Source organism: Vibrio rumoiensis, from assembly GCF_002218045.2.
Classification (GTDB): domain Bacteria; phylum Pseudomonadota; class Gammaproteobacteria; order Enterobacterales; family Vibrionaceae; genus Vibrio; species Vibrio rumoiensis.
Genome location: NZ_AP018685.1, coordinates 1,789,748 through 1,804,300, shown reverse-complemented (window position 1 = coordinate 1,804,300; position 14,553 = coordinate 1,789,748). Strand labels below are relative to the sequence as shown.

At 41.5% G+C, this 14,553-nt stretch carries 12 protein-coding genes; 11 read left to right on the top strand and 1 reads right to left on the bottom strand.

From position 1 onward, the window contains the following. Positions 1 to 164 precede the first annotated feature (164 nt). The 10 genes from VRUMOI_RS08285 to VRUMOI_RS08240 all read left to right on the top strand — a co-directional run bounded on the left by VRUMOI_RS08285 (position 165) and on the right by VRUMOI_RS08240 (position 13,316). The gene (locus VRUMOI_RS08285; RefSeq protein ID WP_089140251.1) at positions 165 to 1,070 is read left to right on the top strand and encodes a carbohydrate ABC transporter permease; all 906 of its coding nucleotides are present in this window, start codon (positions 165 to 167) and stop codon (positions 1,068 to 1,070) included. Beyond that, on the top strand, positions 1,070 to 1,981 hold the full coding sequence (locus VRUMOI_RS08280; RefSeq protein WP_394609852.1) for a carbohydrate ABC transporter permease: 912 nt from the start codon (positions 1,070 to 1,072) through the stop codon (positions 1,979 to 1,981). The genes VRUMOI_RS08285 and VRUMOI_RS08280 overlap by 1 nt, the downstream gene beginning before the upstream one ends. A 189-nt stretch (positions 1,982 to 2,170) precedes the next feature. Then, the gene (locus tag VRUMOI_RS08275) at positions 2,171 to 3,277 is read left to right on the top strand and encodes an ABC transporter ATP-binding protein (RefSeq protein ID WP_089140180.1); all 1,107 of its coding nucleotides are present in this window, start codon (positions 2,171 to 2,173) and stop codon (positions 3,275 to 3,277) included. 629 nt (positions 3,278 to 3,906) lie between these two features. Next, entirely contained in the window at positions 3,907 to 5,211 is a 1,305-nt protein-coding gene (gene tig / locus VRUMOI_RS08270) for a trigger factor (RefSeq protein WP_089140181.1), read from the top strand. Positions 5,212 to 5,463: 252 nt separating this feature from the next. Further along, the gene (clpP, locus tag VRUMOI_RS08265) at positions 5,464 to 6,090 is read left to right on the top strand and encodes an ATP-dependent Clp endopeptidase proteolytic subunit ClpP (protein WP_089140182.1); all 627 of its coding nucleotides are present in this window, start codon (positions 5,464 to 5,466) and stop codon (positions 6,088 to 6,090) included. A gap of 174 nt (positions 6,091 to 6,264) precedes the next feature. Then, the gene (gene clpX, locus VRUMOI_RS08260) at positions 6,265 to 7,545 is read left to right on the top strand and encodes an ATP-dependent protease ATP-binding subunit ClpX (RefSeq protein ID WP_089140183.1); all 1,281 of its coding nucleotides are present in this window, start codon (positions 6,265 to 6,267) and stop codon (positions 7,543 to 7,545) included. A 129-nt stretch (positions 7,546 to 7,674) separates the two neighbouring features. Continuing rightward, positions 7,675 to 10,026, top strand: coding sequence for an endopeptidase La (lon, locus tag VRUMOI_RS08255; RefSeq protein ID WP_089140184.1), 2,352 nt, complete (start codon positions 7,675 to 7,677; stop codon positions 10,024 to 10,026). Positions 10,027 to 10,247: 221 nt separating this feature from the next. Next, positions 10,248 to 10,520, top strand: a complete 273-nt coding sequence (locus VRUMOI_RS08250) for an HU family DNA-binding protein (RefSeq protein ID WP_089140185.1) — start codon at positions 10,248 to 10,250, stop codon at positions 10,518 to 10,520. 204 nt (positions 10,521 to 10,724) lie between these two features. Continuing rightward, positions 10,725 to 12,584, top strand: a complete 1,860-nt coding sequence (ppiD, locus tag VRUMOI_RS08245) for a peptidylprolyl isomerase (protein ID WP_089140186.1) — start codon at positions 10,725 to 10,727, stop codon at positions 12,582 to 12,584. Positions 12,585 to 13,019: 435 nt separating this feature from the next. Beyond that, positions 13,020 to 13,316 carry a ComEA family DNA-binding protein gene (locus VRUMOI_RS08240; protein ID WP_089140253.1) on the top strand — a complete coding sequence of 99 codons (297 nt, stop codon included), beginning with the start codon at positions 13,020 to 13,022 and terminating at the stop codon, positions 13,314 to 13,316. A 40-nt stretch (positions 13,317 to 13,356) separates the two neighbouring features. Here the strand turns inward: VRUMOI_RS08240 and rrtA are convergent, their stop codons facing one another. Continuing rightward, positions 13,357 to 13,929, bottom strand: coding sequence for a rhombosortase (gene rrtA / locus VRUMOI_RS08235; protein ID WP_089140187.1), 573 nt, complete (start codon positions 13,927 to 13,929; stop codon positions 13,357 to 13,359). On the opposite strand from rrtA, the gene VRUMOI_RS08230 reads away from it, so the two are divergent. Further along, the gene (locus tag VRUMOI_RS08230) at positions 13,928 to 14,548 is read left to right on the top strand and encodes a tRNA-uridine aminocarboxypropyltransferase (protein WP_089140188.1); all 621 of its coding nucleotides are present in this window, start codon (positions 13,928 to 13,930) and stop codon (positions 14,546 to 14,548) included. The two genes, rrtA and VRUMOI_RS08230, sit on opposite strands and share 2 nt — an antisense overlap. Positions 14,549 to 14,553: the final 5 nt, after the last annotated feature.

The following is a 14,553-nucleotide window of genomic DNA, read 5'->3' as shown; positions in this document are numbered from 1 at the left end:
GGGCTGCGTGTGTATTCACGTAGCCTCAGTTATTCACACCTAAAATTCAGTAATAGTTTGAATATTTAGGCATCGTTGTAAAAAAAGGATCGGTTATGGACAACGCTTTCGATTCCACTAAACATCAGCCTCTTGAAAAGGGCTCAGTTAAACTAGGCGCCGCCATGCCAGCTCGGCGCGCCGCCCCAAAACCTAAATTGGTCGATAGACTACAGCATTTATTACCTAAAATTGTATTGGCACCAACGTTAGTGATTACGGTGGTGTGTATTTATGGCTACATTATTTGGACGGGAGCGTTATCGCTCACTAATTCTCGCTTTTTACCGAGTTTTAATTTCACCGGATTTGGTCAATATGCCAAGTTAATGGAAAACGACCGCTGGATAACGTCTATTTCTAACTTGGGTATCTTTGGTTTGTTATTCCTTGCCATCGTTATTGTACTCGGGGTAGGGCTCGCGATTCTTTTGGATCAAAACATTCGTAATGAAGGCGTGATCCGCAGCATTTACCTTTATCCGATGGCGTTGTCATTTATTGTGACAGGAACCGCCTGGAAGTGGATTTTAAATCCGGGTCTTGGCATTGAGAAAATGGTGCATGACTGGGGCTTCACCAATTTTAAATTCGATTGGATTGTTGACTCTAATATGGTGGTCTACACCTTAGTTATTGCGGCGGTTTGGCAGTCTTCAGGCTTTGTGATGGCAATGTTCTTAGCCGGGCTGCGTGGGATAGATTCTTCCATCATAAAAGCGGCGCAAATAGACGGTGCGAGTTTACCTCGTATTTATTGGAGTATCGTGTTGCCTTGTTTACGCCCTGTGTTTTTTAGTGCAGTGATCATTACTTCTCACATCGCCATTAAAAGCTTCGACTTAGTCACGGCATTGACTGCGGGTGGCCCAGGTTACGCCTCAGACTTACCGGCTCTCTTTATGTACGCCTATTCCTTTACTCGTGGCGAAACCGCGCTTGGTTCAGCCAGTGCAATGATGATGCTTGCAGGGATCCTTGCCATTCTGGTGCCGTACCTTTACTCAGAATTAAGGGAGAAAAAGTCATGATGGCGCAAAACCAAAAATCTCAAAATCTTAAACTTCAAGGTAATCAGTCGCATTACTTTAATTCTAAGCGAGTCGGGCGTATTGCGATTTATACACTGCTGATTTTTTTCTGTGTAATGTACCTCATGCCTTTATTTGTCATGGTGATCACATCATTTAAAAGCTTGGGCGATATTCGCACCGGCAACTTGATGTCTTTGCCAACGGAATGGGTGTTAGATGCTTGGCATAAAGCATGGTCAACCTCTTGTACTGGGGTGAAGTGTGAAGGGATTAAAGGCTACTTTTGGAATTCATTTCAAATGGTGATTCCGGCTGTGGCGATCTCAACCTTAATGGGCGCATTTAATGGCTATGTGATCAGTAAATGGCAATTTAGAGGGTCGAATCTTCTTTTCAGTTTGTTGCTATTTGGCTGCTTTATTCCATTCCAAGTGGTGCTCTTACCTATGGCTGCGACATTGGGGTATTTCGGTCTTGCGAATACCACGACTGGCTTGATTTTTGTACATGTTATTTATGGCTTGGCCTTTACCACGCTGTTTTTCCGTAACTTCTATGTTGGTGTGCCGGATGAATTAGTGAAAGCGGCCAAGTTAGATGGAGCAGGTTTTTTTACTATCTTTTTTAAGATTATGTTACCGCTTTCCACACCAATCATCATGGTGACAGTGATTTGGCAGTTTACTTCAATTTGGAATGATTTCTTATTTGGGGTGGTGTACTCAGGTTCTGAGACTCAGCCGATTACAGTGGCATTGAATAATCTCGTGAATACCAGCACTGGGGTGAAAGAATATAACGTCGATATGGCTGCCGCCATTATTGCTGCATTGCCAACCTTGTTGGTGTATGTCGTGGCAGGGAAGTATTTCGTGAGAGGGCTAACTGCAGGTTCAGTCAAAGGTTGATACGCTTGGTACTTGAAGCTACCGCTTTGTTGACGGCATTTATTCACCCCAATCACTTTGATGAGCCCTTAGTTTTATAAATAGGGCTCATGGGGAGCATTCATTTGTCGCCGCGCTGTAACTTCAATTACTTTGAGTATCGATTCAATAAAAAATTAATATGGAATCGGCTTAAAAGGAAAATAAATAATGGCTGCTTTAGAATTAAACCAAATTCGTAAAACGTACCGTAATGCTGACAATGAAACCTTGAAAGGGATTAACATTCAAATTGAGTCTGGCGAATTTCTTATCTTAGTCGGGCCATCAGGTTGCGGTAAATCTACTTTGATGAACACCATCGCAGGGCTAGAATCGATTAGCTCAGGTGAGATTGTTATTGATGGCGTTGATGTGTCGAATGTTGAGCCCAAAGATCGCGATATTGCCATGGTGTTTCAATCTTATGCGCTTTATCCAAATATGACTGTTCGCGGCAATATCGCGTTTGGGCTTAAAATTCGCAAAATGCCGCAAGTGAAAATTGATGCGGAAGTGAATCGAGTGGCGGAAATGTTGCAAATCGATCACCTACTTGACCGAAAACCCGCGCAACTGTCGGGGGGGCAACGTCAACGTGTCGCAATGGGGCGTGCGTTGGCTCGTCAACCTAAGTTGTACTTGTTCGATGAACCTTTGTCGAATCTTGATGCGAAATTGCGGGTTGAGATGCGCACTCAAATTAAACGTCTGCATCAACAACTTAATACCACCATTGTGTATGTAACTCATGATCAAATTGAAGCGATGACGCTCGCCGATCGCATCGCGGTGATGAAAGACGGCGAATTGCAACAATTAGGTACGCCGAAAGAAATTTATAACCAACCGAATAATATGTTTGTGGCGGGCTTTATGGGATCGCCTTCCATGAATTTCATCAAAGCACGCGTTGATTTAGATAATGACGATAAGCCACAAGGTGAGATTTGGACTGCCGATGGTAAGGCGCACAAAATCAACCTACCGGATCGGTTACGTAAATTTGATGGGGAAACAGTGATTATTGGTTTACGGCCTGAATTTATCACTGAACAACCAAGTGAAGAAGAACGTACCTTTACCGAAATCCCGATGAAAATTGATGTGTTAGAGCCAACGGGGCCAGACACCATCGCGATTGTTGAAATCAATCAAGACCATGTGGCTTGCCGCTTATCGGCGGAGTTTGATGCCAAAGTTGGGGAAACGGTGCCGCTTTATTTCGATTTATCCAGCGCGGTGTTTTTTGATGTTAGAACTGAGATGCGTATTTAATCCGTGGCTTTAATCAATGGATGTTGAACTTTTGGGTTGTGAGTGACACAAAAGTTTACATCCTTATGGTTTGTGTAAGGCTAAGTAAAAGCGCGTTACTGCTTACTAGCCTCTGTTTAGTTCAATAGGTAATACAATCCATTCAACAGAGCAGAAGTTTGTGCTAAACAGAGGATAAATGTCGAATCTTTAACCGTAAAAACTTATTTGGGCGAAAAAAAGTGAAAAGTCCCTTGAAAATAATTGGTATGGCCCCATCTCTGAAACGTGATCATTCTCTGTTATGAATCAAAAAGCAGAGAATCAGCACGTGAGAATTTAGGACTTGACTCGACAGGCTCAACTCATACCGCTAGAATGGCGCGTCTGAAATTTATCCTGAGACTAATAGGAGAGGCCTTTTTCTTTGTTTTCATTATTGATTTGATCTTTAGTAAAAATGAAGAAGGTTTCACTCATTAGTTCAATCATCGCTAAGATGGACTTTTCATCATAACGTTGGTTGATGCTCACAATTTTTATGTGTTCAATTTGGACACAACACAAGGAATGAAGCTAACACTTATCCTAAAGGTGCGGTTTAGCTCATACGCTCATAATTACTGAGCCAGTTTTGAGGTTTATAAATAATGCAAGCTACTGTTGAAACTCTAGAAGGCCTAGAACGCCGTCTTACTATTACTGTTCCTGCTGCTAACATCGAAGATGCAGTAACAGCTGAATTGCGCAACATCGCGAAAAATCGTCGTTTCGATGGTTTCCGTAAAGGTAAAGTACCGATGAAGATGGTTGCACAAATGTACGGCAAAGCAGTACGTCAAGACGTGATGGGTGAAGTGATGCAGCGTCATTTCATCGAAACTATCGTTAAAGAAAAAATCAACCCAGCGGGCGCACCAACATTCGCTCCAGTTGAAACTGAAGAAGGCAAAGATCTTGTTTTCAACGCAACTTTTGAAGTTTACCCAGAAGTTGAATTGAAAGGTCTTGAAAACATCACTGTTGAAAAACCAGCAGTAGAAGTGAAAGATGAAGACGTAACGGAAATGCTTGAAACACTTCGTAAACAACAATCTACTTGGGTTGAAGTTTCAGAAGCTGCGACTGCAGACAGCCGTGCAACTATTGATTTCGTAGGCTTTATCGACGGTGAAGAATTCGAAGGCGGTAAAGCAGAAGCATTCCCTCTAGAAATGGGCCAAGGTCGTATGATCCCTGGTTTTGAAGACGGAATCCTAGGTAAGAAAGCGGGCGAAGAATTCTCTATTGAAGTGAACTTCCCTGAAGATTACCACGCTGAAAACCTAAAAGGTAAAGCGGCTAAATTCGACATTAAACTAAGCAAAGTTGAAACTCGTGAGCTTCCTGAGCTAACAGATGAGTTTGTTGCTAAGTTTGGCGTAAACGAAGGTGGCGTTGAGGCACTGAAAACTGAAGTACGTAAAAACATGGAGCGTGAGCTTAAGCAAGCGGTTAAAGGCCGTATTAAAGAGCAAGCGATCAATGGTCTTGTTGAGCAAAACGAGATGGACGTACCTTCTGCACTTATCGATCAAGAAATCGAAGTGTTACGCCAACAAGCGGCACAACGCTTTGGTGGTAACCCTGAAGCGGCAGCTCAACTTCCACGTGAACTATTTGAAGAGCAAGCTGCTCGTCGCGTAAAAGTTGGCCTACTTCTAGGTGAAGTGATCAAGTCTGAAGAGCTAAAAGCTGACGAAGATCGTGTTAAAGCACTTATCGAAGAAATGGCGACCGCTTACGAAGATCCATCAGAAGTGATCGCATACTACGAGCAAAACGAGCAGATGATGAACAACATCCGCAACGTAGCGCTTGAAGATCAAGCTATTGATGCAATCATTGCTAAAGCAAAAGTTTCTGATAAAGAAGTGAGCTTCAATGAGTTAATGAACCAGCAACAACCTGCTTAATCACTCAATTTATTAAGTGAAGTTAGGTTTCGCTGAGTAGAAGAGTTGACAGCGTTTCGGCTCTTCTGCTAACAATGGCTCGATATGACACTCTACATTTTGGAGAGGTTCATACGGGCCATTTTATTTTTTAGCTTACGACGACCTAAATGGTATTGGTAAGCGTCTAGGTTTATGATTAACTAACTTTTGTTTATTATCTATTAGTAATCCATCATATTGGTAAACCTATCTACTACAGGGAAAGCGAAAATGAGCTACCAAGAAAATACTACAATGTCTCCAATTGTTGATGCGCTTGTGCCAATGGTGGTAGAGCAAACTTCTCGCGGTGAGCGTTCTTACGATATTTATTCTCGCCTATTAAAAGAACGTATTATCTTTTTAACCGGACAAGTTGAAGATCACATGGCAAACCTAGTGGTCGCACAATTATTATTCTTAGAGTCTGAAAGCCCAGATAAAGATATCTTCTTATACATCAACTCTCCTGGTGGTTCTGTGACTGCTGGGATGTCGATCTATGACACCATGCAATTTATTAAACCAAACGTAAGCACAGTATGTATGGGGCAAGCATGCTCAATGGGTGCGTTTTTGCTTGCGGGTGGTGAAAAAGGGAAGCGTTTCTGCTTGCCTAACTCTCGCGTGATGATCCACCAACCATTAGGTGGTTTCCAAGGTCAGGCTTCTGATATTCAAATTCATGCGCAAGAGATTCTAACGATTAAACAGCGCTTGAATAATTTATTGGCTGAACATACTGGCCAACCATTAGAAGTGATTGAGCGTGATACGGATCGTGATAACTTTATGTCTGCTCAACAATCTGTTGATTATGGCTTAGTGGATGCCGTATTAGAAAAGCGCCCAGCATAAAATATCCCATCCTCACTTGATTAAGTGAAAGACTGAGACAATATGTACGGTCTGTGTAGTTAAGAAGTGAGGGTCTCTGTCTTAGCAGTTTGTGCCACCTGTTTATCAATAAGGCATTGTGAGCAAAATTGTTGTAGACTGAATGAAAGAATTAAAAGGCTAAGAGGTTAGCGAATGACAGATAAAAGCAAAGAGGGTGGTAGTACTAAACTGCTGTATTGCTCTTTCTGCGGTAAAAGCCAGCACGAGGTTCGCAAGCTGATCGCAGGTCCTTCCGTTTACGTATGTGATGAATGTGTCGATTTATGTAACGACATTATACGTGAAGAAGTGAAAGATGTAGTTCCAAAGAAAGAGTCGGAAGCATTGCCGACTCCTAAAGAAATTCGTGCGCACCTAGATGACTATGTTATTGGTCAAGATTACGCCAAGAAAGTGCTTTCAGTTGCGGTTTATAACCACTACAAGCGTTTGCGTAATGGTGATAAAACCAAAGATGGCGTTGAACTAGGTAAGAGTAACATCTTACTTATCGGTCCAACGGGTAGTGGTAAAACATTGCTAGCTGAGACTTTGGCGCGTTTTCTTGATGTACCATTTACGATGGCAGATGCGACTACGCTAACCGAAGCCGGTTACGTAGGTGAAGATGTCGAAAACATCATTCAGAAGCTGCTACAGAAATGTGACTACGACGTTGCGAAAGCTGAACGTGGTATCGTTTATATTGATGAAATTGATAAGATTTCTCGTAAAGCGGAAAACCCATCAATCACTCGCGATGTTTCGGGTGAAGGTGTACAGCAAGCATTACTGAAACTGGTTGAAGGTACCGTTGCTTCGGTCCCACCACAAGGTGGTCGTAAACACCCTCAACAAGAGTTTTTGCAAGTTGATACGTCTAAAATCTTATTTATCTGTGGCGGCGCATTCGCTGGTTTGGATAAAGTGATTGAGCAACGTGTTGCCGTTGGGACTGGTATTGGTTTCGGCGCGGAAGTGCGTAGCAAAGACGAAGCGAAGAGTGCGGGTGAATTGTTCAAGCAAGTTGAGCCAGAAGATTTGGTGAAATATGGTTTGATCCCTGAATTCATTGGTCGTCTACCGGTTACCACAACGCTGACTGAACTTGATGAAGAAGCTTTGATTCAGATCCTTTGTGAGCCAAAAAATGCGCTGACTAAGCAATATGGCGCACTGTTTGATTTAGAGGGTGCAGAACTTGAGTTTCGTGAAGATGCGCTTCAAGCGATTGCGAAAAAAGCAATGGAACGTAAAACCGGTGCACGTGGTCTACGTTCGATTCTTGAATCTGTTTTGCTTGAAACCATGTATGAGTTGCCTTCGAATAAAGATGTCACCAAAGTGGTTATTGATGAATCAGTAATTAAAGGTGAATCTGAGCCGCTATTGATTTATCAAAATGCTGAAAATCAATTAGCTAGCTCTGAATAAGTCGAGTTATCATCAAAATATGAATTTAAAGGAGGCTTTATGCCTCCTTTTTTTATTTTGTTATTGAAACTAGCAAGATAGCCCCCATATACTTTTCAATGAATGTGCAAACGGAATAGAGAGAATAATATGAACTTGGAGCGTTCCGAGCGTATCGAGATTCCCGTATTACCCCTACGTGATGTTGTGGTTTACCCACACATGGTCATTCCACTTTTTGTTGGCCGTGAAAAGTCGATTCAATGTTTAGAAACCGCAATGGATACCAATAAGCAAGTTTTGTTGGTGGCTCAAAAAGATGCGGAAACCGATGAACCAAATATTGATGATCTATTTTCAACCGGTACAGTTGCCACTATTTTGCAGTTATTAAAATTGCCAGATGGTACGGTAAAAGTCTTGGTTGAAGGGCAGCAGCGTGCCAAAGTGCATGCATTCTCAAATGAAGAATTCTTTACTGCCGACGCTGAATATTTAGCAACACCTGAAATTGATGAGCGTGAACAAGAAGTGATTGTTCGTAGTGCGATCAATCAATTTGAAGGTTTTATCAAGCTTAATAAAAAGATCCCACCAGAAGTGCTGACTTCGCTTAATGGTATCGATGAAGCGGCGCGTCTTGCCGATACTATCGCCGCTCACATGCCATTAAAACTTAATGATAAGCAACGTGTACTTGAAATCATCGATGTGGTTGAACGCCTAGAGTTTTTAATGGGCATGATGGAGTCAGAAATTGACTTACTACAAGTTGAAAAACGTATTCGTGGCCGTGTTAAGAAGCAGATGGAAAAATCCCAGCGCGAATATTATTTGAATGAGCAAATGAAAGCCATTCAGAAAGAACTGGGCGATATGGACGATGCTCCAGATGAATTCGAAGCTCTGCAAAAGAAAATCGAAGACGCTAAAATGCCAAAAGAAGCTCGTGAAAAAACCGAGCAAGAGCTACAAAAGTTGAAAATGATGTCGCCAATGTCGGCAGAAGCAACCGTTGTTCGTGGTTACATCGATTGGATGGTGGGTGTGCCTTGGACTAAACGCTCTAAAGTGAAAAAGAATTTAGCGAAAGCCGAAGAAGTGCTTAATGAGGACCATTATGGTCTTGAGAGGGTAAAAGAACGTATTCTTGAGTATTTAGCGGTTCAAAGCCGTATAAACAAGCTTAAAGGGCCAATCTTGTGCTTAGTTGGGCCTCCTGGTGTTGGTAAAACGTCACTAGGTCGTTCCATTGCCGCTGCAACTGGACGTAAATATACTCGTATGGCGCTTGGTGGCGTGCGTGATGAAGCGGAAATTCGTGGTCATCGACGTACTTATATTGGCTCTATGCCAGGTAAGTTGATCCAGAAGATGTCGAAGGTGGGGGTGAAAAACCCATTATTCTTATTGGATGAAATCGATAAAATGGCGTCTGATATGCGTGGTGATCCGTCATCAGCTTTATTGGAAGTGCTTGATCCTGAGCAGAACAACTCATTTAATGATCATTACTTAGAAGTCGATTATGACCTTTCTGACGTAATGTTTGTTGCGACGTCAAACTCAATGAATATTCCTGGGCCTTTGCTTGACCGTATGGAAGTGATTCGTTTGTCGGGCTATACCGAAGATGAAAAACTGAACATTGCTAAGCGTCACCTAGTGGATAAGCAAATTGAACGCAATGGTTTGAAGTCTCATGAGATTGTGATCGAAGACTCAGCGATTATCGGCATTATTCGTTATTACACCCGTGAAGCTGGTGTGCGTAACCTTGAACGTGAGATTTCGAAGATCTGCCGTAAAGCGGTTAAAAATATCTTACTTAACAGCGACCTAAAATCTGTAACTGTCACTATGGATAACTTGAAAGAGTACCTTGGTGTGCAACGTTGTGATTATGGTAAAGCAGAAGAAAGTAATCGCATTGGTCAAGTGACAGGGTTGGCTTGGACTGAAGTGGGCGGTGATTTACTCACCATCGAAACCCAATCTATGATCGGTAAAGGTAAACTTACCTACACCGGTTCTTTGGGGGATGTGATGCAAGAGTCTATCCAGGCCGCAATGACGGTGGTTCGATCCCGCGCAGAGAAGTTAGGTATTAACCCTGATTTTTATGAAAAACGCGACATTCATGTTCACGTGCCAGAAGGTGCTACACCAAAAGATGGCCCAAGTGCGGGTATCGCAATGTGTACCGCTTTAGTGTCTAGCTTAACCGGTAACCCAGTCCGTGCTGATGTGGCAATGACAGGTGAAATTACCCTACGTGGTGAAGTACTGCCGATTGGTGGTTTGAAAGAAAAATTACTTGCTGCTCACCGTGGTGGGATAAAAACGGTCATCATTCCAAAAGAAAATGAGCGTGATTTGGAAGACATTCCAGCGAATGTTATCGGTGATCTGAATGTTCGACCAGTTCAGTGGTTAGACGAGGTTTTACCATTAGCTCTCGAAAATGACCCTACAGGTTGTGTGATTGAAGTCACAAACTAGTGATATTCAACAAATTTAGTTAAAAGATTGACGCTGACAGGACAGAAAATACTTGTCAGCGTTTTTTTTCAAGGCTAAGTTAACTTTCGATAGACCTGAGCCAATGGTTATTAGGGCGAAAGCCTTTTAAAAGCTAATTAAATAAAGGCCAGTCTAACTTATTATTTTTTATGGAACGATTGCTATTGATACTATGTTGGTAGCTAAAAGGGGAACAACAAGTGAATAAGACTCAATTAGTAGAAAAAATTGCAGGCGACGCAGATATCTCTAAAGCAGCTGCAGGCCGTGCGCTAGATGCATTCATTGAAGCAGTAACAGAAACACTAAAAGCAGAAGACCAAGTTGCACTAGTTGGCTTTGGTACTTTTAGCGTTCGTACTCGTGCAGCTCGCACAGGTCGTAACCCTAAAACTGGTGACGTGATTCAGATCGCTGAAGCAAAAGTACCTGCATTCAAAGCTGGTAAAGCATTAAAAGATGCGTGTAACTAATCTGTCTCAGTAAGTATTTTCCCTTTTTGGCGAAAATTCTTGAGGTTTTTACGTCTAACCTCAATCTTTGTTTATCAAAAAGCGCATCTTACTGGTGCGCTTTTCTTTTTCTGATATCATCGACACATATTTTTAATCTATCAAGCATAGAGTCGTAAAGACGCTGTAATTGGTAACAGTCAGTATTTAGAGAGCAGTCAGACTATGATGGATCGACTACGCGAAGGCGTAAATGGTATAGCAGTTAAAATTATTTTAGTGTTAATCATCCTTTCTTTTGTATTTGCCGGTGTGAGCAGTTACTTAGTAGGTGGTGGCAGTAATGCAGCTGCAAAAGTTGGTAATACGACCATTGAACGTAATGCATTTGAGCAAGCGTATCAGAATGAGCGTAATCGCATGCAATCACAAATGGGTGATTACTTCTCCACGTTAATGGGCGACCAACAATACGTACAAACTTTCCGTAAAAGTGTTCTTGATCGAATGATCAATGATGTATTGCTTGAGCAATATGCACAATCACTAGGTTTACGCGTGAGTGATGAACAAGTGAGTCAACTTATCTTGACCATGCCACAATTCCAAACCAACGGTAAGTTTGACCAAGATATTTATGCTGCAACGCTACGTCGTGCTGGTTTTAGCGCGGATAGCTTTGCAGAATACTTGCGTAAAGATATGCTACGAAACCAAGTCGTATCAGCAGTACAAAACAGTGAATTTACGTTAGATGATGAAGTTACTCAACAAAGCCAATTACTGACTCAAACGCGTGATATTCAAACTATCACACTAAACGTCAGTGATTTTTCTAAGAAAGCACAAGTAACCGATGAAGAACTTCAATCGTACTACAAAGCGCATTCCGAAAATTATGAGCGTCCTGAGCAGATGAAAGTCGCTTATGTTGAACTATCAGCTGAGCAATTGAAAAAGTCAGTAAAAGTGACCGATGAAGATGCTCAAGCTTATTATCAAGATCACTTAGATAAATACTCAACCAAAGAGCAGCGTAAAGTTCGTCATATTTTAATTAAAGATGATGAAGCGAAGGCTGAAACATTATTAGCTACATTAAAAGCAGGTGCAGATTTTGCAACTGTGGCTAAAGAAAACTCTGAAGATGTCGGTAGTGCTAAGCAAGGCGGCGATTTAGGTTGGATGGAAAAAGGTGTCATGGACCCAGCGTTTGAAGAAGCGGCTTTTGCACTAAAAGCAAAAGGTGATATTTCAGAGGTTGTGAAATCTGATTTCGGCTACCACATTATTCAATTAGAAGATGATAAAGCCGCTGAAGCGAAACCATACTCTGAAGTGGCGGCTGATATTAAAGCTGAGCTTGTTGATGAAAAAGCTGTTGAGCAATTTTACAAGTTGCAAACGAAGTTAGAGTCAGTGGCATTTGAATCTCCAGATTCGCTGGATGAATCAGCTAAAGTTGCTGGTCAAAAAATTCAAACAACGGACTTTATCTCTCAAGCAGATGCGCCAGAAGTGCTAAAAGTACCAGCGGTAGCTCAAGCACTAGAAAGCTCTGATGTGAAACAAGAGGGCATGAACTCTGAAGTATTAGAGGTCGCACCTGAGCATGTAATAGTCGTACGTGTTAACGATGTACGTGAGGAAACAGTATTACCTTTTGAAGAAGTAAAAGCGCAAGTTCAGGCGCAGCTATTAGCCACGAAAGGCGAACAAGATGCGCTTGAGCTTGCTTCGAAAGTCGTTGCATCACTTAAGAAAGGCGATGAGAGCATCTTAGCGTCGAATCAATTAAGCTTTGCTGACGAACAAAATATTGATCGTCGCTCACCGTTGGCACAAAACGTATTTGCTTTACCTCATCCACAAGATGGTGTAGCAACCTACGGTCAGACGAAAGATGAGAACGGCAATATTGTCATTGTTAAGCTGAATAAAGTCACTAGCGGTAGTGATGCTCAGTTTGAACAACAAATTGCATCTCAGTTATTGCGTATGAATAACCAACAAGATCTAGAAGTGATTTTGAATTCATTACGTAAATCTACGTCGATAGAATATAAGGCGATTGAGCAACCTTAAAGATTAAGTTAAATGGCAGTTTGTCATTAACCAATTTTTTATTTAAAGCCCCCAATAGTTGGATGCCAACATTGGGGGCTTTTTTAATGGCTAATCGATAGTAATAACTCGGGCAACTTCCATAAATGAAACCCATGATTAGCGATACATCATGCGATATTTTTAATGTTTCTGTTTCGACTCTTTTTTACCATACTTCGGTTAGCACTTTGTATTTTTATGAAGTTGTAGGTGAGGATGTCGGGGGGCTACTGCGGGGATTTATTTAGGATTCACTACGGTTGGAAATCGGTATAAGTAATTTATTCTTGTAATTATGATGTTTATCAGCACGTTATGGTTTTGCTGCCTGTCCCATCTCTTAATCATAAACACCCGCACGAGGTTGGTTGTGTGTAAGATTTTGTTTTCAATCAAAATTAATGAGGTGTAATGATGCGTCAGTTATATTCTTTTATCTTTATTTTTCTATCAATCCTACTTTTACCATTGAATGCTATAGCGGTCGAGCAACATCAACAAGATGATGCTATTGAAGTGACTGTTAATATTAATACCGCAACCGCAGGTGAAATTGCGTTGATGTTGCAGGGGATTGGAGAGAAAAAAGCGCAAGATATTGTCGATTTTCGTAATGAGCATGGTAAATTTCAAAATATCGAATCTTTAAAGCAAGTGAAAGGGATTGGTCAGTCGACGATTGATAAGAATAAAGATCGAATTTTGTTGTAGATAGTCAATAAAATGAAGTTGTAGAGCTTTAATTAAAAGGTTAAAGCTCTTTTTTTGTTTTTATGGTTTGTAGAATGTCGGTGGCTATAGAGAGAGTTACGCCGAATACTGAACCAAAGAGATGGGCATCAATGGCCACTTTGGCATGAATGAGAGCCTCTGTCCCTGTCGGTGAACCAAAGCATTGTTCCCATATTATTTTAGCGGCGAGACCAATAAGAAGATAAAGGCTGCTTTTTCGTCCTAACCGATATTCTTGCATGGCATAAAAACCAAATAATCCATGTAATACCCCTGACAAGCCTACATAGAGCTGCATAGAAGTCAGTAATAACAAGCTGCCTACTGCAATACATAAGCCAGTAAATACCACGATAAATTGGCGAATAGAGATTTGCTCGCGGAAGATAAAGCTTATGATCCATAACCCACCAACATTCATGCCTAAATGATAGAGATTGGTGTGGGTTAAATTTCCTGTTACGATCCGCCACCATTGACCCTCGATAATGGCGTTGTGATCCCACTGTGCCCACTCATGTAAGCTAGGTAGTTGTAATAGCCCCATTAGCGCGGTAATACTGATTAGTAGAAGGATTACTCTCATTCCCATGTCTCGATATTGTTTACAGTGTGGAAAGGCTAATAATGCCTGTATTTGTGGTTGGATTAAACCAATAGATTGTTCTGTGCGAGTGGTCATTTTGCAACATCCAAGCGAATCTAAAAGGCCAATGGGCACGGCAAAAATATTGCAATTAAGTTTGGACCGATCTGACATTTGGATTGGTGAAGATTTTTCGCAGCACCTAGCGTTAAATGCCTTACTACAAGATGAGCAAACGGAGTCGCTAATTCTTTATCCAAGCGAGCATAGTCAATCACTGGAAAGTGTCGCTAAGAGAAATAATAAGCTTACCGCTGAAAATAAACACTTATGCTTGATTTTGTTGGATGGTACTTGGAAGAAAGCTTATAAAATGTGGCAACTCTCAACGAACTTACATTCACTACCTTGTGTTGCATTGCCCGATACATTACAGGGTAATTACCGTATTAGAAAGGCACCCACAGAGCAGCACCTTTCAACGGTTGAGGCGGGTTTTCATGCCTTATCCGCATTAGAGCCTCAAACTGACTTCTCACCATTATTAACGGCTTTTACTAATATGGTGGATTTTCAAATTGCGCAAATGCCAGACGGAGTCTTTGAACGTAATTACAAATCTTAATTAAG